The 21689-nt window shown below is 54.0% G+C and carries 17 protein-coding genes; 13 read left to right on the top strand and 4 right to left on the bottom strand.

The window, feature by feature from the left end:
• Nucleotides 1-3 precede the first annotated feature (3 nt).
• The 4 genes from HMPREF3143_RS16700 (at nucleotide 4) to HMPREF3143_RS16685 (ending at nucleotide 3564) form a co-directional block, all read left to right on the top strand.
• A complete protein-coding gene (locus HMPREF3143_RS16700) occupies nucleotides 4-621 on the top strand; it encodes a DMSO/selenate family reductase complex B subunit (RefSeq protein WP_021240882.1) in 618 nt (205 codons plus the stop codon).
• A 1-nt stretch (nucleotide 622) separates the two neighbouring features.
• Nucleotides 623-1486 carry a dimethyl sulfoxide reductase anchor subunit family protein gene (locus HMPREF3143_RS16695; RefSeq protein WP_065101870.1) on the top strand — a complete coding sequence of 288 codons (864 nt, stop codon included), beginning with the start codon at nucleotides 623-625 and terminating at the stop codon, nucleotides 1484-1486.
• 275 nt (nucleotides 1487-1761) lie between these two features.
• Nucleotides 1762-2910 (top strand): MFS transporter, encoded by a 1149-nt coding sequence (locus HMPREF3143_RS16690; RefSeq protein WP_008499979.1) that lies wholly within the window; start codon nucleotides 1762-1764, stop codon nucleotides 2908-2910.
• A gap of 123 nt (nucleotides 2911-3033) precedes the next feature.
• Nucleotides 3034-3564 carry an anti-virulence regulator CigR family protein gene (locus tag HMPREF3143_RS16685; RefSeq protein WP_023292887.1) on the top strand — a complete coding sequence of 177 codons (531 nt, stop codon included), beginning with the start codon at nucleotides 3034-3036 and terminating at the stop codon, nucleotides 3562-3564.
• Between the two features lie 35 nt (nucleotides 3565-3599).
• Here the strand turns inward: HMPREF3143_RS16685 and pflA are convergent, their stop codons facing one another.
• The 4 genes from pflA to ycaO all read right to left on the bottom strand — a co-directional run bounded on the left by pflA (nucleotide 3600) and on the right by ycaO (nucleotide 9902).
• On the bottom strand, nucleotides 3600-4340 hold the full coding sequence (gene pflA, locus HMPREF3143_RS16680; protein ID WP_025912934.1) for a pyruvate formate lyase 1-activating protein: 741 nt from the start codon (nucleotides 4338-4340) through the stop codon (nucleotides 3600-3602).
• 203 nt (nucleotides 4341-4543) lie between these two features.
• Entirely contained in the window at nucleotides 4544-6826 is a 2283-nt protein-coding gene (pflB, locus tag HMPREF3143_RS16675; protein WP_008499975.1) for a formate C-acetyltransferase, read from the bottom strand.
• A gap of 51 nt (nucleotides 6827-6877) precedes the next feature.
• Entirely contained in the window at nucleotides 6878-7735 is an 858-nt protein-coding gene (gene focA / locus HMPREF3143_RS16670) for a formate transporter FocA (protein ID WP_008499974.1), read from the bottom strand.
• Nucleotides 7736-8141: 406 nt separating this feature from the next.
• Complete coding sequence (gene ycaO, locus HMPREF3143_RS16665) at nucleotides 8142-9902, bottom strand: 30S ribosomal protein S12 methylthiotransferase accessory factor YcaO (RefSeq protein ID WP_046091835.1); 1761 nt, start codon at nucleotides 9900-9902, stop codon at nucleotides 8142-8144.
• 127 nt (nucleotides 9903-10029) lie between these two features.
• Between ycaO and HMPREF3143_RS16660 the strand changes: the two genes are divergently transcribed.
• The 9 genes from HMPREF3143_RS16660 (at nucleotide 10030) to lpxK (ending at nucleotide 21674) form a co-directional block, all read left to right on the top strand.
• Nucleotides 10030-10722: a DUF421 domain-containing protein gene (locus HMPREF3143_RS16660; protein WP_023343682.1), complete on the top strand. Its 693-nt coding sequence runs from the start codon at nucleotides 10030-10032 to the stop codon at nucleotides 10720-10722.
• 162 nt (nucleotides 10723-10884) lie between these two features.
• A complete protein-coding gene (serC, locus tag HMPREF3143_RS16655) occupies nucleotides 10885-11973 on the top strand; it encodes a 3-phosphoserine/phosphohydroxythreonine transaminase (protein ID WP_021240877.1) in 1089 nt (362 codons plus the stop codon).
• A gap of 69 nt (nucleotides 11974-12042) precedes the next feature.
• Complete coding sequence (gene aroA / locus HMPREF3143_RS16650) at nucleotides 12043-13326, top strand: 3-phosphoshikimate 1-carboxyvinyltransferase (RefSeq protein WP_070533751.1); 1284 nt, start codon at nucleotides 12043-12045, stop codon at nucleotides 13324-13326.
• A gap of 184 nt (nucleotides 13327-13510) precedes the next feature.
• A complete protein-coding gene (cmk, locus tag HMPREF3143_RS16645) occupies nucleotides 13511-14194 on the top strand; it encodes a (d)CMP kinase (protein ID WP_070533749.1) in 684 nt (227 codons plus the stop codon).
• 111 nt (nucleotides 14195-14305) lie between these two features.
• Nucleotides 14306-15979 (top strand): 30S ribosomal protein S1, encoded by a 1674-nt coding sequence (rpsA, locus tag HMPREF3143_RS16640; protein ID WP_008499966.1) that lies wholly within the window; start codon nucleotides 14306-14308, stop codon nucleotides 15977-15979.
• Nucleotides 15980-16149: 170 nt separating this feature from the next.
• Nucleotides 16150-16437: an integration host factor subunit beta gene (gene ihfB / locus HMPREF3143_RS16635; RefSeq protein WP_008499965.1), complete on the top strand. Its 288-nt coding sequence runs from the start codon at nucleotides 16150-16152 to the stop codon at nucleotides 16435-16437.
• Nucleotides 16438-16651: 214 nt separating this feature from the next.
• Nucleotides 16652-18916, top strand: coding sequence for a ComEC family protein (locus HMPREF3143_RS16630; RefSeq protein WP_070533747.1), 2265 nt, complete (start codon nucleotides 16652-16654; stop codon nucleotides 18914-18916).
• 35 nt (nucleotides 18917-18951) lie between these two features.
• Nucleotides 18952-20700: a lipid A ABC transporter ATP-binding protein/permease MsbA gene (gene msbA, locus HMPREF3143_RS16625; RefSeq protein WP_008499963.1), complete on the top strand. Its 1749-nt coding sequence runs from the start codon at nucleotides 18952-18954 to the stop codon at nucleotides 20698-20700.
• Nucleotides 20697-21674 (top strand): tetraacyldisaccharide 4'-kinase, encoded by a 978-nt coding sequence (gene lpxK / locus HMPREF3143_RS16620; RefSeq protein WP_008499962.1) that lies wholly within the window; start codon nucleotides 20697-20699, stop codon nucleotides 21672-21674. The genes msbA and lpxK overlap by 4 nt, the downstream gene beginning before the upstream one ends.
• The last annotated feature ends 15 nt before the right edge of the window (nucleotides 21675-21689 follow it).

Below are 21689 nucleotides of genomic sequence, written 5' to 3'. Positions count from 1 at the left end.
CCGATGACAACCCAGTATGGATTTTTTATTGATTCCAGCCGTTGCACCGGGTGCAAAACCTGCGAGCTGGCCTGTAAAGACTACAAAGACCTGACGCCGGACGTCAGCTTCCGTCGCATCTATGAATACGCCGGGGGCGACTGGCAGGAAGATAACGGCGTCTGGCATCAGAATGTCTTTGCTTATTACCTGTCGATTGCCTGTAACCACTGTGAAGATCCCGCTTGTACAAAAGTCTGCCCGAGCGGGGCGATGCACAAGCGCGAAGACGGTTTTGTGGTGGTGGATGAAGATGTCTGCATTGGCTGTCGCTACTGCCATATGGCCTGTCCGTACGGCGCGCCGCAGTACAACGCCGCTAAAGGCCACATGACCAAATGCGACGGCTGCCACACCCGCGTAGCGGATGGCAAAAAGCCAATCTGCGTCGAGTCCTGTCCGCTGCGCGCGCTGGACTTCGGCCCTATTGAAGAGCTGCGTCAAAAACACGGTCAGCTTGCCGCCGTGGCACCGCTGCCGTCTGCGCACTTCACGAAGCCGAGTATTGTGATTAAACCTAACGCCAACAGCCGTCCTACAGGTGACACCACCGGCTACCTGGCAAACCCGAAGGAGGTGTGAGATGGGAAGTGGATGGCATGAATGGCCGCTGATGATCTTCACGGTCTTTGGTCAGTGCGTAGCGGGCGGCTTCATTGTGCTCGCGCTGGCGTTGTTGAAAGGTCGTCTCAATGCTGAACAGCAGCAGCGCCTGGTGTTGAGTATGTTTGGCCTGTGGGTGCTGATGGGGATCGGCTTTATCGCCTCTACGCTGCACCTGGGCTCGCCGATGCGCGCGTTTAACTCCCTGAACCGCGTGGGCGCCTCATCCCTCAGTAACGAGATCGCCAGTGGCGCAATTTTCTTTGCCGTCGGTGGGCTGGGCTGGCTGCTGGCCGCTATGAAGAAGTTGCCTGCGGGTCTGCGCAGCCTGTGGCTGATTGTGACCATGGTGCTGGGCGTAGTGTTCGTGTGGATGATGGTGCGTGTCTATAACACCATCGATACCGTCCCCACCTGGTACAGCGTCTGGACGCCAATGAGCTTCTTCCTGACGATGTTTATTGGCGGGCCGCTGCTGGGCTACCTGCTGCTGCGCGTGGCGGGTGTCGACGGATGGGCAATGCGTCTGCTGCCCGCTGTTTCGCTGCTGGCGCTGGTAGTGAGTGCGATAGTCGCCCTGATGCAGGGTTCTGAACTAGCAACCATTCACAGCTCTATTCAGCAGGCCTCTGCCCTGGTGCCGGACTACGGTGCGCTGATGGCCTGGCGTATCGTTCTGCTGGTCGCCGCGCTGGTATTCTGGATTGCCCCTCAGCTCAAAGGTTATCAGCCGGCGCTGCCGCTGCTATCACTGGCTTTTGTGCTGGTACTGGCGGGTGAACTGATTGGTCGCGGCGTGTTCTACGGGTTGCATATGACCGTTGGTATGGCTGTCGCCAGTTAACGTTGCATTTGGTTATATCAAGCCGGGCCAGAGTGCCCGGCTTTTTCTTTTTTCGATCATGAAATTTTTCGACTGTCGTTTTGTTTTAATTTTGCCCATTAATAAATGAAAACAGAGACATAATTAATATCTATAGCAGGCGTGGCATTAGCAGGATAAGTTTTTTAAATCGACAGGGAACATATTGTGCGAGGCGGCTAAATCAGTGGATTGACTTTGTTTTTGCCAGTGGCATGATGCGCACGAAATCTGAACTTCCTCGCGGTTTTTAATCCATGACCACCTATACCCGGCCAGTGCTGCTGTTGCTCTGTGGCCTGCTTTTGTTGACCCTGGCGATCGCAGTGTTAAATACGCTCGTCCCGCTGTGGCTCGCCCATGAAAACTTACCGACCTGGCAGGTGGGTATGGTCAGCTCATCCTTTTTTACCGGGAACCTGCTGGGTACGCTGGTGACCGGGAGCCTGATCAAGCGCTTTGGCTTTAACCGCAGCTATTATCTGGCCTCGCTGATTTTCGCCGCCGGATGTGCGGGGCTGGGCCTGATGGTCGGCTTCTGGAGCTGGATGGCATGGCGCTTTATCGCCGGTGTAGGCTGCGCGATGATTTGGGTGGTCGTTGAAAGTGCGCTGATGTGCAGCGGCACCTCCCGCAACCGCGGACGCCTGCTGGCTGCCTACATGATGGTTTACTATGTCGGCACCGTGCTGGGACAACTGATGGTGAGCAAGCTGCCAACCGACCTGATGAGCGTTCTGCCGTGGGTAACGGGCATGGTGCTGGCCGCAATCCTGCCGCTGCTCTTTACGCGCATTGTGAACCAGAACAGTGAACACCAGGAAGCAACCCACGTCTGGCCCATGCTGAGACTGCGTCAGGCCCGTCTGGGCGTTAACGGCTGCATTATCTCGGGGATTGTACTGGGCTCGCTCTATGGCCTGATGCCGCTTTATCTGAACCATCAGGGCGTCAGCGACTCCGGAATTGGCTTCTGGATGGCGGTGATGGTGAGTGCGGGTATTGTTGGACAATGGCCAATTGGCCGTCTGGCTGATCGCTTTGGCCGTTTGCTGGTGCTGCGCGTTCAGGTCTTCGTGGTGATCATGGGATGCCTCGCCATGCTCAGCAATGCCGCGATGGCACCCGCGCTGTTTATTCTTGGAGCGGCAGGTTTCACGCTTTATCCGGTCGCGATGGCGTGGGCCTGTGAGAAAGTTGAGCATCACCAGCTCGTGGCAATGAACCAGGCGCTGTTACTGAGCTATACCATCGGCAGCTTATTAGGGCCGACGTTTACCGCGATGCTGATGCAAAATTATTCCGACAATTTACTGTTTATCATGATCGCCAGCGTGTCGTTTATTTATCTCTTAATGCTGCTGCGTAAAGCGGGCGAACATCCAACGCCTGTGGCACACGCCTGATTAAATAAAAGCCTGTCATCGACAGGCTTTTTTGTCCCTGTCACATATAAGACTTTTACGTATTGTTTGTTTTTCCCCCCTGGCGATAATTCAAATGAGTTCTACCACTAAAAGGCAACAATCATGTCTATACGTCGTTTTTCCACTACCGCACTTGCCGTAGTGTTGTCTTTAACGTTTGCAACGGCTCCGGTCATGGCTAATCCTGGCAACGGGAACGGCGGTGGTCACGGAAACGGTGGCGGACAAGGTAATGGCGGCAATCATGGTAACGGGAATTCGGGTAACTCCGGTAACCATGGTAATAAGCAAAATAGCGGACAGGATAACCCTGGAAAATCGGATAAGAACTTCAAAAACAGCAAAGATGTCGGTAATGACGTTGATGCTCGCGTGAGCTTCGATCATGTCCGTCATCTTGCCGTGAATTACGGCTTAACGGGCTATAAGTCACTGCCCCCGGGGATCGCAAAAAACCTGGCGCGCGGTAAACCACTGCCTCCGGGTATTGCGAAGAAGGCCGTTCCGGCCTCAATGCTGGACCAGCTTCCTTCCTATCCCGGCTACGAATGGCGCGTAGTGGGTGACGACCTGGTCTTAATTGCGCTGAGTACTGCGATTGTGACTTCCGTTATTAACGGCGTCTTTAAATAGAATAAAAAAGGCCCGGTTCTCACCGGGCCTTTTCTTTAATACATCACTTTGTGACCGTACTGTTCAAGAATACCTTTGACGCGTTCCATCGTCTCTTTTTTCGGCGGCTTCACGCCATCAAGCTTGTACTCTTCACCCATGGCCACCCATTTATGTTTACCCAGCTCGTGATAGGGCAGAAGCTCGATTTTCTCGACGTTCCCCATGTCGCGGGTAAATTCTCCCAGGCGGTGCGCGGAGTCGTCGTCATCTGACCAGCCAGGAACAACCACGTAGCGGATCCAGGTTTTGATGCCCTTGTCGGCAATGTATTTGGCAAACTCCAGCGTGCGGTGGTTGGAGACGCCCACCAGATTCTGGTGGATCTCATCATTCATCTGTTTGAGATCGAGCATCACCAGATCGGTCACGTCGAGCAGTTCATCAATCACCGGATCGTAGCGACGTACAAAGCCGTTGGTGTCGAGGCAGGTATGAATGCCTTCTTTATGGCAGGCGCGGAACCAGTCGCGGACAAACTCAGCCTGAAGAATGGCTTCACCGCCGGACGCGGTCACACCGCCGCCGGAGGCGTTCATAAAGTGGCGATAGGTCACCACCTCTTTCATCAGATCGTCGACGGTGACTTCTTTACCGCCGTGCGTGTCCCAGGTGTCGCGGTTATGGCAGTACAGGCAGCGCATCAGGCAGCCCTGGAAAAAGGTGATAAAGCGGATACCCGGGCCATCGACGGTGCCACAGGATTCAAAGGAGTGAATACGACCAATAGTTGACATTGCGGTGATATCTCCATCATCGGCCCGTCCGGGGCCTGTGTATGCACAGCTCAAAGCCGGCTGTGTTAAGTCTGTTTTGGCTGTTATCCATTCAGTATAGATAGCGGACAAAAGAGACTGAGGTGGAGAGGGTGCTAAAAAGGCCCCACTGACGTGGAGCCTTTATTGTACGCTTGTTAACGCGTGATTTCAGTCAATTCCACTTACATGGACTGAGTGAAAGTACGGGTGATAACGTCCTGCTGCTGTTCTTTAGTCAGGGAGTTAAAACGTACTGCGTAGCCAGATACGCGGATGGTCAGCTGAGGATATTTCTCGGGATGTTCCATCGCGTCGAGCAGCATTTCACGGTTCATGACGTTCACGTTCAGGTGCTGACCACCTTCGATGGACGCTTCGTGGTGGAAGTAACCATCCATCAGACCCGCGAGGTTAGTTTTACGCACTTCGTCGTCTTTACCCAGCGCATTTGGCACGATAGAGAAGGTGTAGGAGATACCATCTTTCGCGTAAGCAAACGGCAGTTTAGCGACAGAAGTCAGAGAGGCAACCGCACCTTTCTGGTCACGACCGTGCATTGGGTTTGCACCTGGGCCGAATGGCGCGCCAGCACGACGACCGTCTGGGGTGTTACCGGTTTTCTTACCATACACAACGTTAGAGGTGATGGTCAGAACAGACTGAGTCGGGATAGCGTTACGGTAGGTAGTCAGTTTCTGAATTTTCTTCATGAAACGTTCTACCAGGTCAACCGCCATGTCATCAACGCGAGAATCGTTGTTACCAAACTGCGGATATTCGCCTTCGATTTCGAAGTCGATAGCCAGACCGTCTTCGTCACGAATTGGTTTAACTTTCGCATATTTGATTGCAGACAGGGAGTCAGCAGCAACGGACAGACCTGCGATACCACACGCCATGGTGCGGATAACGTCACGGTCGTGCAGCGCCATCAGAGAAGCTTCGTAGCTGTACTTGTCGTGCATGTAGTGGATAACGTTCAGCGCAGTGACGTACTGTTTCGCCAGCCAGTCCATGAAGTGATCCATGCGCTCCATGACTTCGTCATAGTTCAGCACATCGCCTTTGATCGGCTCAGACTTAGGACCAACCTGCATTTTCAGTTTTTCATCAACGCCGCCGTTGATTGCGTACAGCATGGTTTTCGCCAGGTTTGCACGCGCACCGAAGAACTGCATTTGCTTACCAACAACCATTGGGCTTACGCAGCAAGCGATAGCGTAATCGTCGTTGTTGAAGTCCGGACGCATCAGGTCATCGTTCTCGTACTGCAGAGAAGAGGTGTCGATGGACACTTTAGCGGCGAATTTCTTGAAGTTCAGAGGCAGTTTTTCAGACCACAGAACGGTGATGTTCGGCTCCGGAGAAGGACCCATGGTGTACAGGGTGTTCAGGAAGCGGAAGCTGTTTTTGGTCACCAGAGTACGGCCGTCAACGCCCATACCGCCGATGGATTCAGTTGCCCAGATTGGGTCACCGGAGAACAGCTCATCGTATTCAGGGGTACGCAGGAAGCGAACCATACGCAGTTTCATGACCAGGTGGTCAATCATTTCCTGAGCGTCTTGCTCGGTGATTTTGCCTGCTTTCAGGTCACGTTCGATATAGGCATCCAGGAAGGTGGATACACGACCGAAGGACATTGCTGCGCCGTTCTGAGATTTAACTGCGGCCAGGTAGCCGAAGTAGGTCCACTGGATAGCTTCCTGAGCGTTGGTAGCAGGACCAGAGATATCGCAGCCGTATTTAGCAGCCATCTCTTTGATCTGACCCAGCGCGCGGTGCTGTTCAGCGATCTCTTCACGCAGACGGATAGTCGCTTCCAGGTTTACGCCGTTTTCCAGATCGGACTGCAGGGAAACAAACTGCGCGTACTTGTCTTTCATCAGGAAGTCGATACCGTACAGCGCAACGCGACGGTAGTCACCGATGATACGGCCACGGCCATATGCATCTGGCAGACCAGTCAGAACGCCAGATTTACGGCAGTTCAGAATGTCTTTGGTGTAAACATCGAATACGCCCTGGTTGTGGGTTTTGCGGTATTCGGTGAAGATTTTTTTCAGCATTGGGTCCAGCTCGCGGTTATACGCTTTGCAGGAACCTTCAACCATTTTAATACCACCGAACGGGATGATTGCGCGTTTCAGTGGTGCTTCAGTCTGCAGACCAACGATTTTCTCAAGGGCTTTGTTGATATAGCCAGCATCGTGAGAAGTGATGGTGGAAGCAACGGAGGTGTCAAAATCAACTGGCGCGTGAGTGCGGTTTTCCAGTTTAACGCCTTCCATTACGCTGTCCCACAGCTTGGTGGTCGCGTCAGTTGCGCCAGCCAGGAAGGATTCGTCACCTTCATACGGGGTATAGTTTTTCTGAATGAAGTCACGTACGTTTACTTCATTCTGCCAGTCACCTTTCGCAAAACCTTCCCAGGCTGTGGCTAACTTTTCATTAAGCTCGGACATGTAACACCTACCTTCTTAAGTGGATTTTTTATTTACTGCCTGAGAAAACCATCAATGATGATCGTCGCCACGCAGGTAAATGACCCAGTATGTCAACCCAACTAACAGACCCCCACCGATAATGTTCCCGATAGTGACAGGGATCAGGTTATCAGTAATGAAATTCATAATAGTCAGGTGAGAGAAACTTTCCGGGGATGAACCAACTGCGGTCCAGAACTCCGGGCTCGCAAAGTCGCGGATAACAATGCCCATTGGGATCATGAACATATTCGCGATACTGTGCTCAAAGCCGCTGGCAACGAACATCGCAACCGGCAGAACCATAATTAAGGCTTTGTCCATCAGGCTACGACCCGAGTAGCTCATCCATACAGCCAGGCAGACCATCAGGTTAGCGAGGATGCCGAGAGCAACGGCTTCGATAAATGTGTGGTGCATTTTGTGGTCGGCAGTTTGCAGGACGTTAAGGCCCCAGCCACCGTTGGCGGTCATGTACTCGCCAGAAAGCCACATCAACAAAACAAAGAGCAGACAGCCAACCAGGTTACCCACGTAAACATTAAGCCAGTTACGTGCCAGCTGACCCCAGGTAATTCTTCCGCTCGCCTTTGCCACGACAATCAGCACCGTTGAGGTGAAGAGGTCGGCGCCGCAAATAACGCAAAGAATCAGACCCAGTGAGAAACAAATGCCGCCAATCAGTTTGGCCATGCCGAAAGGCATTCCGGCAGTACCGGTAGTGGCGGTGATGTAGAAGACGAAAGCGATAGAGATGAACACACCAGCCGTGATCGCCAGATAGAACGTCTTCATCGGGTGTTTCGTTGCTTTATAGACACCTGCTTCTTCGGCAACTTTGGCCATCGCAGCAGGGAGTAAAAGATCAAAAGGGTTGTCAGCTTTCACACTAACTCTCTCTTTATTAAGTCGGCGACGAGATACTAACAAAGCATTATAGAAGAGAAATTGATATAGATCATATCTCGCCTGGCTTATAGGCCCGCAATGTGTATGGATTTACAGCAAATGCGGAGTAAGTATTTGATTATCCGTATAAAAATAAATTTTAAAAGTTATGAAAAGAGTTGAATTTTTTCGTTCGGCCACCTCTTTATCAGTTAATTAATATGGAGTATTAACCATAAAAAGTAACAGTAAAGCCCAGATCAATATTATTATATTTACCCGTGTTTAACTTTATTATTACAATCAACAATCATTGCCGAAGGAAATAAAAAAAGGGGCAATGAAATTGCCCCGTAATATAGCCCAGACGATTGAATACGCCTACTGCTGGTAATGTTATGTGCGCTTATTTTGACCAGTAAGCGGCTTTTGCTTTCTGCAGCTTTTCGTAGGCCTTCAGCAGTGACTGATGCGCCGGGAAGGCTTTCAGATCGCTATCAACGGCCTGCAGGCCATAGAACGGCGCTTCGCCGCTCAGGGCTGCGCTGGCTGCTTCAACGGCCTCAGCGCCGTACATACGCACGAAAGCATTCAGATATTGCAGCGGTTCGCGATCCTCTTCCTGTGCAAGCAGCAGCAGGGTTTGCAGGCAGCGGTAATAGTTGGTGCGCTCGGCAGAGAAGACCGACTGGTTGAACTCCATGGTCCACTCGGTCCAGGCCAGGGCCTGATCCAGATCGCCGCCCGCCAGGGCCAGCATCGCTTTCAACTCACCGATGCGCAGGGTGTACCAGCCGTTGTCTTTACCGGTCGCCAGGCCCAGGAGTTCGCGTACGCGGGTGAAATCATCGTGGCCTTCTTCGTCCAGCTGGGCGATCAGGTTCAGATAATCCTCTTTCTCCCATTCGCTGCCCGGCAGAGCCAGCAGCGTTTCACGCAGATGCGCGCCCATGCTGTTGTTCGCCAGCCACAGATCTTCCGCCGGATAGATATCAGACATGCCAGGCACGATGATGCGGCACGCGTAAACGCCCAGGTGCTCGTAATCGGCAATGTACACTTCCTGGTCTTCCGCGTTAAAGATCGCCATCAGCGTCGCGAACTCTTCTTCCGTGGTACCGGCAAAGCTCCAGTCCACGAACGGATAGTCCGCGTCCTGCTTGAACATATCCCAGGAAATTAAGCCGCTGGAATCGATGAAGTGGGTTTCGAGGTTGGTATGCTCGGCCACTTCTTCATCGTCAAACGTTGGCGGCGTAAACACGTCGAGATCTTTCAGGCTACGGCCCTGAAGCAGCTCGGTAACGGTACGCTCCAGCGCCACGCCGAAGTCCGGGTGCGCGCCGAAGGAGGCGAAGCAGGTGCCGTTGGTCGGGTTAAACAGCACGACGCAGATCACTGGATACTTGCCGCCCAGCGAGCCGTCATACGCAAAGATTGGGAAACCTTCTGCTTCCAGCTTGGCGATGGATTCCACCACGCCCGGGTAGCGTGCCAGCACCTCTGCCGGAATTTCAGGCAGGCTGATGGATTCGGCAATAATGCGGTTTTTGATATGACGCTCGAAGACTTCAGACAGCCCCTGCACGCGCGCTTCATTGCGGGTGTTACCGGCGGACATGCCGTTAGACACATACAGGTTGCCGACGATGTTCATCGGAATATAGACGGTCTGCTCGTCAGACTGACGGGTAAACGGCAGGGCGCAAATACCGCGATCGTCGTTACCGGACTGCAGATCGATCAGCATGCTGGCGGTCAGTTCGTTTTGCGGATCGTAGAAGGCACGCAGGCGCGCGTCGAGAATTCCTTCCGGCAGTTCATCGTCTTCGGTCAGCGGGAACCATTTTTCGTTCGGATAGTGAACGAACGGGCCGTTGGCGATGGTTTCGCCCAGCCAGAAGTCAGCAAAGAAATAGTTGGTGGACAGACGCTCAAAATACTCACCCAGCGCGGAGGCCAGTGCCGCTTTTTTTGTCGCGCCTTTACCGTTGGTAAAGCAAAGGGCACAGTCTTTATCGCGAATATGCACAGACCAGACATGAGGCACCGGATTGAGCCAGGAGGCTTCTTCGATGTTAAAACCCAGGTCGGTCAGTTTCTGCTGGAAGCGAGCGATGGAATCTTCCAGAGCGGCGTCTTTGCCGGGGATAAACGTTTGAGTCATGGCGTTCACTTTTATCGTACGTAAAGCGCGCAATGATACGGGTTTTGCGTGACGGGTGCTATCTCCGGCGAAAATAAAAGACTGGGCTATGCTTACTGTCAGTAACTCACTGTTAAGGCATAGAAAAATGAAAGCATTCGATCTCCAGCGGATGGCGTTTGATAAAGTCCCTCCTGAATTTTTAGGCGAAGTGGCGCTGCGTAGTCTGTATACCTTCGTTCTGGTCTTCCTGTTTCTTAAAATCACCGGTCGTCGCGGCGTGCGGCAGATGTCGCTTTTTGAAGTGTTGATCATCCTGACGCTGGGTTCCGCGGCGGGGGATGTCGCCTTCTATGATGATGTGCCGATGGTGCCGGTATTTATCGTTTTTGTCACACTGGCGCTGCTTTACCGCCTTGTCATGTGGCTGATGTCGAAAAGTGAAAAGCTGGAAGATCTGCTTGAAGGGAAGCCGGTCGTTATCGTCGAGGACGGTCAGCTGGCCTGGGAAAACGTTCAGAGCGCCAATATGACCGAGTTTGAGTTCTTTATGGAGCTACGCCTCAACAGCGTGGAACAGCTCGGGCAGGTGCGTCTGGCGATCATGGAGACCAACGGGCAGATCAGCGTCTATTACTATTCTGACGATGAGGTGAGGCCGGGACTGTGCATCCTGCCGGATATGCTGGTCGAGCGTTTCAGAACCGTACCTGAGTCAGGCGAGTATGCCTGCGTGAGATGTAGCCATGTCGTCGCGATGCAGCCGGGGGATCGTCAATTATGCCCCCGCTGTGCAAATCCGGAATGGACGAAGGTTAGCCGGGCTAAACGCATCACCTGACAGCCATTTTGTCGGTTTTGTCCTGGCGAGGCGGCAGATTGTTTTGTGTGACGCGGGGCACATTTCACGGGTCATAAGTTTTAGACATTGCGGCGCGTGTCACTGAATGATAAAACCGATATCCACAGTTATAACTTATGGCTTTTAGCGTGGTGAGGGGAAATGGCTCAAGTCTTTAATTTCAGTTCAGGTCCGGCAATGTTACCGGCAGACGTGCTTAAACAGGCTCAACAGGAACTTTGTGACTGGAACGGTCTGGGAACGTCGGTGATGGAAATCAGCCACCGGGGTAAAGAGTTTATTCAGGTGGCGGAAGAGGCAGAAAAGGATTTTCGCGATCTGCTGAATATTCCCTCGAACTACAAAGTATTGTTCTGTCACGGCGGCGGGCGCGGCCAGTTTGCAGGCGTACCGCTAAACATCCTGGGCGATAAAACGACGGCAGACTACGTTGACGCAGGCTACTGGGCGGCCAGTGCGGTGAAAGAAGCGCACAAATACTGCACGCCGAATGTGATTGACGCCAAAGTGACCGTTGACGGCCTGCGCGCCGTGAAGCCAATGAGCGAATGGCAGCTTTCTGATAACGCAGCGTATTTGCACTATTGCCCGAACGAAACCATTGACGGGATTGCCATCGACGAGACGCCGAACTTCGGTAAAGACGTCGTGGTTGCCGCTGACTTCTCCTCCACCATTCTTTCTGCACCAATTGACGTCAGCCGTTATGGCGTGATCTACGCGGGCGCGCAGAAAAATATCGGCCCTGCGGGCCTGACGATTGTTATCGTGCGTGAAGACCTGCTGGGTAAAGCGCATACATCGTGCCCGTCCATTCTTGATTACACCGTGCTGAACGACAACGATTCTATGTTCAACACCCCACCGACGTTTGCCTGGTACCTCTCCGGCCTGGTCTTCAAATGGCTGAAGCAAAACGGCGGCGTGGCGCAGATGGACAAAGTGAATCAGCAGAAAGCCGAACTGCTGTATGGCGTCATCGACAAGAGCGATTTCTACCGCAACGACGTGGCGAAAGCTAACCGTTCCCGCATGAACGTGCCGTTCCAGCTGGCGGACAGCAACCTGGATAAAGTGTTCCTTGAAGAGTCCTTCGCGGCCGGCCTGCACGCGCTGAAAGGTCACCGTGTCGTGGGCGGCATGCGTGCCTCCATCTATAACGCGATGCCGCTGGAAGGCGTTAAAGCGCTGACCGATTTCATGATCGACTTCGAACGTCGCCACGGTTAATTGCGCTGTTTTCACCCCCGTAGCCCTGCTGCGGGGTTTTTATTATGTTGAGTTGAGAGTTAAGTTTTCATGGAATCCCTGACGTTACAACCTATCGCGCGGGTAGATGGCACCATTAATCTGCCTGGTTCAAAAAGTGTCTCGAACCGCGCTCTGCTGCTGGCAGCACTGGCAAACGGCACCACCGTCCTTACAAACCTGCTGGACAGCGATGACGTGCGCCATATGCTCAATGCGCTGAAAGCGTTGGGCGTTCATTACACTCTCTCCGACGATCGTACCCGCTGCGAAGTGACCGGCAACGGCGGCACGCTGCAGACGGGTGAAGAGCTTGAGCTGTTTCTGGGCAACGCGGGTACCGCGATGCGTCCGCTGGCAGCGGCCCTGTGTCTGGGGCGCAACAACATTGTGCTGACCGGCGAGCCGCGCATGAAAGAGCGTCCGATTGGCCATCTGGTGGATGCCCTGCGTCAGGGCGGCGCGCAGATCGAGTATCTGGAGCAGGAAAATTATCCGCCACTGCGTCTGCGCGGGGGCTTTACCGGCGGTCACGTTGAGGTTGACGGCAGCGTCTCCAGCCAGTTCCTGACCGCACTGCTGATGACCGCGCCGCTGGCGCCGCAGGATACGGTTATCACGATTAAAGGCGAGCTGGTCTCCAAACCGTATATTGATATCACGCTGCACCTGATGAAAACCTTCGGCGTTGAGGTGGAAAACCAGTCTTATCAGCGTTTTGTCGTGCGTGGGGCGCAGCAGTACCAGTCTCCGGGCAGCTATCTTGTTGAAGGCGACGCCTCGTCGGCATCTTACTTCCTGGCTGCAGGCGCGATCAAAGGCGGTACCGTGAAGGTGACCGGTATTGGTCGCAACAGCGTGCAGGGTGACATTCGTTTTGCGGACGTGCTGGAAAAAATGGGCGCGGTTGTGACCTGGGGTGATGACTTCATCTCCTGTACCCACGGCGAGCTGAAGGCCATCGACATGGACATGAACCATATTCCGGATGCGGCGATGACCATTGCCACGGCGGCGCTGTTTGCAAAAGGCACCACCACGCTGCGTAACATCTACAACTGGCGCGTAAAAGAGACTGACCGTCTGTTTGCGATGGCGACCGAACTGCGTAAGGTCGGTGCTGAGGTGGAAGAGGGCGAAGATTACATTCGCGTCACGCCTCCTGCAAAACTGCAGGTTGCCGAGATCGGCACCTACAACGATCACCGTATGGCGATGTGCTTCTCGCTGGTGGCACTGTCCGACACGCCTGTGACCATTCTCGATCCGAAATGTACGGCGAAAACGTTCCCGGACTACTTTGAACAGCTGGCACGCATTAGCACGCTGGCCTGATGACGCTTGCCGCATCACCTGATGCGGCATTTCCTTACGCTTCCTGACGAACACTTCCGTTCATTTCTTCTACACTCTGCTTCAATCAATCCGTAATTTGCACGCAAAGGTAACAGTTGCGCACGTTGACGCGTATAATGCGCGGCGTTCATGTAAACGGTATGCCTTATTTAAGGAGAAAAAGATGACGGCAATTGCCCCGGTAATCACCATTGACGGGCCGAGTGGCGCAGGGAAAGGGACTCTGTGCAAAGCGATGGCGGAAGCATTGCAATGGCATCTTTTAGATTCGGGAGCAATCTATCGCGTGCTGGCCCTGGCTGCGCTGCATCATCATGTGGACGTGGCGTCAGAAGAAGCGCTGGTTCCGCTGGCTGCGCATCTTGATGTGCGTTTCGTGTCGACCAATGGCAACCTGGAAGTCATCCTTGAAGGGGAAGACGTGAGCGGGGAAATCCGTACTCAGGAAGTGGCGAATGCGGCCTCTCAGGTAGCGGCCTTCCCGCGCGTTCGTGAGGCGCTGTTACGCCGTCAGCGCGCGTTCCGTGAGGCCCCGGGTTTGATCGCGGACGGACGCGATATGGGAACCGTGGTATTCCCTGATGCACCTGTGAAAATTTTCCTTGACGCCTCTTCGGAAGAACGCGCTCAACGCCGCATGCTTCAGTTGCAGGAAAAGGGGTTTAGTGTTAACTTTGATCGCCTTTTATCCGAGATAAAAGAGCGCGATGACCGCGATCGTAACCGCGCCGTCGCCCCACTTGTTCCAGCAGAAGATGCATTAGTTCTGGATTCAACCAGTTTAACTATTGAGCAAGTGATTGAAAAAGCGCTACAATATTCGCGCCAAAAACTGGCACTCGCGTAATCGCGACCGATTTAGCAGTACCCCCGCTGCAATGGATTGACGGCGGGTATGTGAAACAACCCCATCCGGCATGGAGCCAGGTGGACGTTAATATTAACCTGAAGATTAAACATGACTGAATCTTTTGCTCAACTGTTTGAAGAATCCTTAAAAGAAATCGAAACCCGCCCGGGTTCCATCGTTCGCGGTGTTGTTGTTGCTATCGACAAAGACGTAGTACTGGTTGACGCCGGTCTGAAATCTGAGTCCGCCATTCCGGCAGAGCAGTTCAAAAACGCCCAGGGCGAGCTGGAAATCCAGGTTGGCGACGAAGTTGACGTTGCTCTGGACGCAGTAGAAGACGGCTTCGGTGAAACCCTGCTTTCTCGTGAGAAAGCGAAACGTCACGAAGCATGGATCACGCTGGAAAAAGCTTACGAAGAAGCTGAAACTGTGGTCGGTGTTATCAACGGCAAAGTTAAAGGTGGCTTCACTGTTGAGCTGAATGGTATTCGTGCGTTCCTGCCAGGTTCTCTGGTAGACGTTCGTCCAGTTCGTGACACCCTGCACCTGGAAGGCAAAGAGCTTGAGTTCAAAGTAATCAAGCTGGACCAGAAGCGTAACAACGTTGTTGTTTCCCGTCGTGCCGTTATCGAATCCGAAAACAGCGCAGAACGCGATCAGCTGCTGGAAAACCTGCAGGAAGGCATGGAAGTCAAAGGTATCGTTAAGAACCTCACTGACTACGGCGCATTCGTTGACCTGGGCGGCGTTGATGGCCTGCTGCACATCACCGACATGGCGTGGAAACGCGTTAAGCACCCAAGCGAAATCGTGAACGTGGGCGACGAAATCACTGTTAAAGTGCTGAAGTTCGACCGCGAGCGTACTCGTGTATCCCTCGGCCTGAAACAGCTGGGCGAAGATCCATGGGTAGCTATCGCTAAGCGTTACCCAGAAGGGACTAAACTGACTGGTCGCGTAACCAACCTGACTGACTACGGCTGCTTCGTTGAAATCGAAGAAGGCGTTGAAGGTCTGGTGCACGTTTCCGAAATGGACTGGACCAACAAAAACATCCACCCATCCAAAGTTGTTAACGTTGGTGATGTAGTGGAAGTGATGGTTCTGGATATCGACGAAGAACGTCGTCGTATCTCCCTGGGCCTGAAGCAGTGCAAAAACAACCCATGGCAGCAGTTCGCGGAAACCCACAACAAGGGCGACCGTGTTGAAGGTAAAATCAAGTCTATCACTGACTTCGGTATCTTCATCGGCCTGGACGGCGGCATCGATGGCCTGGTTCACCTGTCTGACATCTCCTGGAACGTTGCAGGCGAAGAAGCAGTTCGTGAATACAAAAAAGGCGACGAAATCGCTGCAGTTGTTCTGCAGGTTGACGCAGAGCGTGAGCGTATCTCCCTGGGCGTTAAACAGCTCGCAGAAGATCCGTTCAACAACTGGGTTGCACTGAACAAGAAAGGCGCAATCGTAAACGGTAAAGTCACTGCAGTTGACGCGAAAGGCGCAACCGTAGAACTGGCTGACGGCGTTGAAGGTTACCTGCGCGCTTCTGAAGCTTCCCGTGACCGCGTTGAAGATGCCACTCTGGTTCTGAACGTAGGCGACGACGTTGAAGCTAAGTTCACCGGTGTTGACCGTAAGAACCGTGCAATCAGCCTGTCTGTTCGTGCTAAAGACGAAGCTGATGAGAAAGATGCAATCGCAACTGTTAACAAACAGGAAGATGCAAACTTCTCTAACAACGCAATGGCTGAAGCTTTCAAAGCAGCTAAAGGCGAGTAATATCAGGTTCTCAGCATCATTTGCGCTGTAACGCATTTACAGCGCGAAGGATGAGGAGCAAACTTGACAGATTACAGGATTCGTCCTGTAATCAATAACAAAGGGCGGCTACGGCCGCCCTTGTTTAATGAGCTGTTCAGCTAATTGGTTTGAAAGGAACCGGAGGAATCATGACCAAGTCAGAATTGATTGAAAGACTTGCCAGTCAGCAACCGCATATCCCTGCCAAGGCAGTGGAAGATGCCGTAAAAGAGATGCTGGAGCATATGGCCTCCACTCTTGCCCAGGGCGAGCGCATTGAAATCCGCGGTTTCGGTAGTTTTTCTCTGCACTATCGTGCTCCACGTACCGGGCGTAACCCGAAAACTGGCGATAAAGTCGAGCTGGAAGGTAAGTACGTTCCACACTTTAAGCCGGGTAAAGAACTGCGCGATCGCGCCAATATTTACGGCAACTGAGTTTAGCCAGCCGGTTAAACTGGGTTCGAAAGAAAGCACCTGCGGGTGCTTTTTTTGTACCCGTCGCTTTCTTTCTGAAGGTGCCCCGCATTTTCCGTTTCGTTTTCTGCAACCCGTTAAATACCTTGCTGCGCTTGCCGTAAATCGCATCCTTCACGCCTGACGACATGCTCAACCTGCCTGCATACTGCCACCCTGAAACAGGGAGGTGGCAATGGGAATTCCCGCGCTTAGCATCTGCGCCATTCTGGCGATCGTCCCGTTACTCTGGTTACCTGAACTGCCTTCCCCCTACACCGTGTGGGCAATGTTGGCTGGCGGGATAGTGCTAGCGGTATGGCAAAACAGTCGACTGAGGTATGCGGGTATGACGCTGTTATTTTGTGCCTGGGGCATTTTGGCCGCGCAGGAGAGCGTCTGGCCGATGCAGCATTTAACAACGGGGGCCGTGCAGGCTGAGATAGAGCTCACCGCGACCGACGGCGCCACTCAACATCAGGGAAGCATTCTAAGCGTCAATGGCAAGCGCTGGTGGGCCTCTACCGGCGTAACGCTGTATGGCAATTATCTGCCGCAAAAGGCGTGTGCAGGGCAGCGCTGGAGCGTGACGCTCAGGCTCAGGCCTGCACACGGCGAACTCAACGACGGCGGTTATGATTCTCAGCGCAGCGCTTTTGCCCGACATCAAACGCTGAGCGGGCGCTTCACCCGTGCGGAGATCGTCGACGGGCGCTGCAGCCTGCGGGCGCAATATCTGATGTCGCTGCAAAACCGACTTTCAGCTTACCGATGGGGAGCGGTTATCCTGGGGCTTGGGATGGGAGAACGCCTGGAAGTACCCCGTGAAATAAAAGACCTGATGCGGGAAACCGGCACGCTGCATCTGATGGCGATTTCGGGTCTGCATATCGCGCTGGCAGCCTCTCTCGTCTGGTTACTTGCACGTGGACTCCAGTTTTTATTACCCAGCCACCGCGTCCACTGGCAAATGCCTCTCCTTGCCGGGTTGTTCTTTGCTGCTTTCTACGCCTGGCTTACCGGCCTGCAACCGCCTGCGCTGAGGACGATCATCGCCCTTGCGGTGCTTGCTCTGTTGCGGATTACTGGCCGTCAGTGGTCTCCCTGGCAGGTTTGGAGCTGCTGCATCGCGGCGATACTGATTAACGATCCCTTGGCCGTACTTTCGCAGAGTCTGGCTCTGTCAGCCTTTGCCGTCGCCGCGCTGATTTTCTGGTTTCAGTGGCTGCCTCTTCCCGACTGGATTTGGACACGACGGATGCGGCCGCTACTGAACCTGATTTATCTGCAGGTCGGGATGTTGCTGCTGCTCATGCCGTTACAGGTTCTGATTTTCCATGGCTTCAGCCTCTCATCCCTGGTCGCGAATCTCTTTGCCGTGCCCCTGGTAACGTTTGTCTCCGTCCCGCTGATCCTGCTCGGTATGCTGCTCCATTTGCTACCGCTGGCTGCGGTAGAAAGTGCCATCTGGTTTGCCGCCGATAAGTCGCTTGCGGGACTCTTCTGGCTACTGATGCGCCTGCCTGATGGCTGGCAGAATGTCGACCAGCGCTGGCAAGCCCTGGCATTACTGCCGTGGTTGAGTATTATTGCCTGGCGTTTTCGTGCCTGGAAAACCGTTCCTGCCGTTTGTCTTGCAGGCAGTGTCCTGCTGACATTTACCCTCTGGCGAGCGGCAAAAAGCGAGAGCTGGACGCTGCATATGCTGGACGTGGGGCAGGGGCTGTCCATGGTCATTGAAAGGCAGGGAAAAGCCATTCTCTTCGATACCGGGCTCGCCTGGCCGGGCGGGGATAGCGCGCAGCGGTTAATTATTCCCTGGCTTCGCTGGCATCACCTACGGCCAGAAGGAGTGATTCTCAGTCATGAACACCTCGACCATGCAGGAGGCCTCGCGTCGTTGCAAAAAGCATGGCCGGATATATGGGTAAGAAGCCCGTTACGCAGGACGGGGCACCGCCCTTGTTTTCGTGGGCAGAAATGGGAATGGCAGGAATTAACCTTTACCGTCCACTGGCCTCCTGAAAATTACCCGGCCCAGGGGAATAACCATTCCTGTGTGGTAAAGGTGGACGACGGGGAGCAAAGCGTTCTGCTAACAGGGGACATTGAAGTGCAGGCGGAACAGGCTATGCTTAGCCATTACTGGCGTCATCTGAGGGCCACGCTCATACAGGTCCCCCATCATGGCAGCAATACCTCGTCTTCATTGCCGCTGGTACAGCGGGTGGAAGGACAGATCGCCCTGGATTCTGCGGCCCGCTATAACGCATGGCACTTCCCGTCGGCAAAAGTCGTTCGACGTTATCGAAAAGAGGGATATATCTGGCACGATACTCCTCATTCAGGACAAATATCGGTGACATTCTCGCAACATCACTGGCAAATCCGGCGCTTGCGAGAGCAAATTTTACCACGTTGGTATCATCAGTGGTTTGGCGCGCCCGTCGATAACGGGTAGAATATGCGGCTATTTCAACAATGCTGGTTTTTTGAATGCATAACGACAAAGATCTCTCCACGTGGCAAACGTTCCGCCGACTCTGGCCGATGATTGCCCCTTTTAAAGCAGGCTTGATCGTGGCGGGTGTAGCGTTAATCCTCAACGCAGCCAGCGATACCTTTATGCTATCGCTTCTCAAACCGTTACTGGACGACGGTTTTGGTAAAACGGATCGCTCAGTGCTGCTATGGATGCCTCTGGTGGTTATCGGACTGATGATCTTACGCGGTATCACCAGCTATATCTCCAGCTACTGCATTTCCTGGGTATCCGGGAAAGTAGTGATGACCATGCGCCGTCGGCTGTTCAGTCACATGATGGGCATGCCGGTTGCGTTCTTTGACAAGCAGTCAACCGGGACGCTGCTGTCGCGGATCACCTACGACTCCGAGCAGGTTGCCTCTTCCTCTTCCAGCGCGCTGATTACCGTTGTGCGCGAGGGCGCGTCGATTATCGGCCTGTTCGTGATGATGTTCTACTACAGCTGGCAGCTGTCGCTCATCCTTATCGTTCTGGCACCGGTGGTTTCTATTGCTATCCGCGTCGTCTCAAAACGCTTCCGTAATATCAGCAAGAATATGCAGAATACGATGGGGCAGGTGACTACCAGCGCAGAGCAGATGCTGAAAGGGCATAAAGAAGTGCTGATTTTTGGTGGTCAGGACGTTGAAACCAAACGCTTTGATAAAGTGAGCAACAAAATGCGTCTGCAGGGGATGAAAATGGTCTCGGCCTCTTCTATCTCCGACCCGATTATTCAGCTGATCGCCTCACTGGCGCTGGCGTTCGTTCTGTATGCGGCAAGCTTCCCGAGCGTCATGGAGACGCTGACGGCGGGTACCATCACCGTGGTCTTCTCCTCAATGATCGCCCTGATGCGTCCGCTGAAATCACTGACAAACGTCAACGCCCAGTTCCAGCGTGGGATGGCGGCCTGTCAGACCCTGTTCAGCATTCTGGATTCCGAGCAGGAAAAAGATGAAGGCAAACGCGTCATTGAGCGCGCGAACGGCGACGTTGAGTTCCGCAATGTGACCTTTACCTATCCTGGCCGCGAAACACCGGCTCTGCGCAATATCAACCTGACCATTCCGGCGGGGAAAACCGTTGCGCTGGTAGGCCGTTCCGGCTCGGGTAAATCGACCATTGCCAGCCTGATCACCCGTTTCTACGACATTGACGAAGGTGAAATTCTGTTAGACGGTCACGATCTGCGGGAGTATACCCTGCAGTCGCTCCGTAACCAGGTGGCGCTGGTCTCCCAGAACGTGCACCTGTTCAACGATACCGTGGCAAACAATATTGCTTATGCACGCACTGAAGAGTACAGCCGCGAGCAGATTGAGAACGCCGCACGTATGGCCTACGCGATGGACTTTATCAACAAGATGGATAACGGTCTGGATACCATCATCGGCGAGAACGGTGTACTGCTCTCCGGTGGGCAGCGTCAGCGTATCGCCATTGCCCGAGCGCTGCTGCGCGACAGCCCGATACTGATCCTGGACGAAGCGACTTCTGCGCTGGATACGGAATCTGAACGCGCGATTCAGTCGGCGCTGGATGAGCTACAAAAGAACCGCACCTCGCTGGTGATTGCGCACCGTCTGTCGACTATCGAGCAGGCTGATGAAATCGTCGTGGTTGAGGATGGGGTCATTGTTGAACGCGGAAGCCATGCTGATCTGCTGGAACACCGCGGTGTTTACGCTCAGCTTCATAAGATGCAGTTCGGCGAATGATTGCACGCATCTGGTCCGGTGAATCCCCGCTGTGGCTGCTGCTTTTGCCGCTCTCCTGGCTCTACGGCCTGGTGAGCGGCATTATCCGTCTGCTTTATCGTCTTGGGGTGAAGCGGGCCTGGCGCGCGCCGGTGCCCGTTGTGGTTGTCGGTAATCTTACGGCGGGCGGCAACGGCAAAACGCCGGTGGTGATCTGGCTGGTGGAGCAGTTGCAAAAGCGCGGTATACGCCCGGGCGTGGTATCGCGGGGATATGGCGGTAAAGCGGCGCATTACCCGCTGTTGCTGACAGCGGAAACCACGACGGCTGAAGCGGGTGATGAACCGGTATTGATTTTCCAGCGTACTGGCGCCCCTGTTGCGGTCTCCCCGGTGCGCAGCGATGCCGTCCGGGCCCTGCTTGCCGAACATGCGGTACAGATCATTATCACTGACGATGGTCTGCAGCATTATGCCCTGGCGCGAGATAAAGAGATTGTGGTCATCGACGGGGTTCGCCGTTTTGGGAACGGCTGGTGGTTACCTGCCGGACCCATGCGCGAACGCGCTTCGCGTCTGACGTCCGTTGATGCGGTGATCGTGAACGGTGGTGAGGCGAAAACGGGTGAAATCCCGATGCACCTGCAGCCGGGTCTGGCAATCAACCTGGTGACGGGTGAACGCCGGTCGGTTTCAGAGTTGCCTTCACTGGTAGCGATGGCGGGCATTGGTCATCCGCCGCGCTTCTTCGCGACGCTGGAACAGTGTGGTGCCCGGCTTGAAAAACGCGTTCCGCTGGCCGACCACCAGGCGCTGGTGGAAGGGCAGGTCGCTGCCCTGACCGTACCCGGGCAGTCGCTGATCATGACCGAAAAAGATGCGGTGAAATGCCGCGCCTTTGCGAAAGATAACTGGTGGTATCTGCCGGTTGACGCCGAACTCAGCGGTGAGCAGCCGGAACATTTGCTCAAGGAACTGATTGCGTTGGTGCACTAAAGGCTTACGCGGTTC

This window comes from Enterobacter sp. HMSC16D10 (genome assembly GCF_001807145.1).
GTDB classification, from domain to species: domain Bacteria; phylum Pseudomonadota; class Gammaproteobacteria; order Enterobacterales; family Enterobacteriaceae; genus Enterobacter; species Enterobacter roggenkampii.
Note: the sequence above shows the minus strand (reverse complement) of the source record. Positions and strands in the feature narration are given on the sequence as shown.

Excerpts from the sequence above, each read along its gene's own strand:
- HMPREF3143_RS16700 (WP_021240882.1), top strand. The coding sequence starts at position 4 with ATGACAACCCAGTATGGATTTTTTATTGATTCCAGCCGTTGCACCGGG.
- HMPREF3143_RS16695 (WP_065101870.1), top strand. The coding sequence starts at position 623 with ATGGGAAGTGGATGGCATGAATGGCCGCTGATGATCTTCACGGTCTTT.
- HMPREF3143_RS16690 (WP_008499979.1), top strand. The coding sequence starts at position 1,762 with ATGACCACCTATACCCGGCCAGTGCTGCTGTTGCTCTGTGGCCTGCTT.
- HMPREF3143_RS16685 (WP_023292887.1), top strand. The coding sequence starts at position 3,034 with ATGTCTATACGTCGTTTTTCCACTACCGCACTTGCCGTAGTGTTGTCT.
- pflA (WP_025912934.1), bottom strand. The coding sequence starts at position 4,340 with ATGTCAACTATTGGTCGTATTCACTCCTTTGAATCCTGTGGCACCGTC.
- pflB (WP_008499975.1), bottom strand. The coding sequence starts at position 6,826 with ATGTCCGAGCTTAATGAAAAGTTAGCCACAGCCTGGGAAGGTTTTGCG.
- ycaO (WP_046091835.1), bottom strand. The coding sequence starts at position 9,902 with ATGACTCAAACGTTTATCCCCGGCAAAGACGCCGCTCTGGAAGATTCC.
- HMPREF3143_RS16660 (WP_023343682.1), top strand. The coding sequence starts at position 10,030 with ATGAAAGCATTCGATCTCCAGCGGATGGCGTTTGATAAAGTCCCTCCT.
- serC (WP_021240877.1), top strand. The coding sequence starts at position 10,885 with ATGGCTCAAGTCTTTAATTTCAGTTCAGGTCCGGCAATGTTACCGGCA.
- aroA (WP_070533751.1), top strand. The coding sequence starts at position 12,043 with ATGGAATCCCTGACGTTACAACCTATCGCGCGGGTAGATGGCACCATT.
- cmk (WP_070533749.1), top strand. The coding sequence starts at position 13,511 with ATGACGGCAATTGCCCCGGTAATCACCATTGACGGGCCGAGTGGCGCA.
- rpsA (WP_008499966.1), top strand. The coding sequence starts at position 14,306 with ATGACTGAATCTTTTGCTCAACTGTTTGAAGAATCCTTAAAAGAAATC.
- ihfB (WP_008499965.1), top strand. The coding sequence starts at position 16,150 with ATGACCAAGTCAGAATTGATTGAAAGACTTGCCAGTCAGCAACCGCAT.
- HMPREF3143_RS16630 (WP_070533747.1), top strand. The coding sequence starts at position 16,652 with ATGGGAATTCCCGCGCTTAGCATCTGCGCCATTCTGGCGATCGTCCCG.
- msbA (WP_008499963.1), top strand. The coding sequence starts at position 18,952 with ATGCATAACGACAAAGATCTCTCCACGTGGCAAACGTTCCGCCGACTC.
- lpxK (WP_008499962.1), top strand. The coding sequence starts at position 20,697 with ATGATTGCACGCATCTGGTCCGGTGAATCCCCGCTGTGGCTGCTGCTT.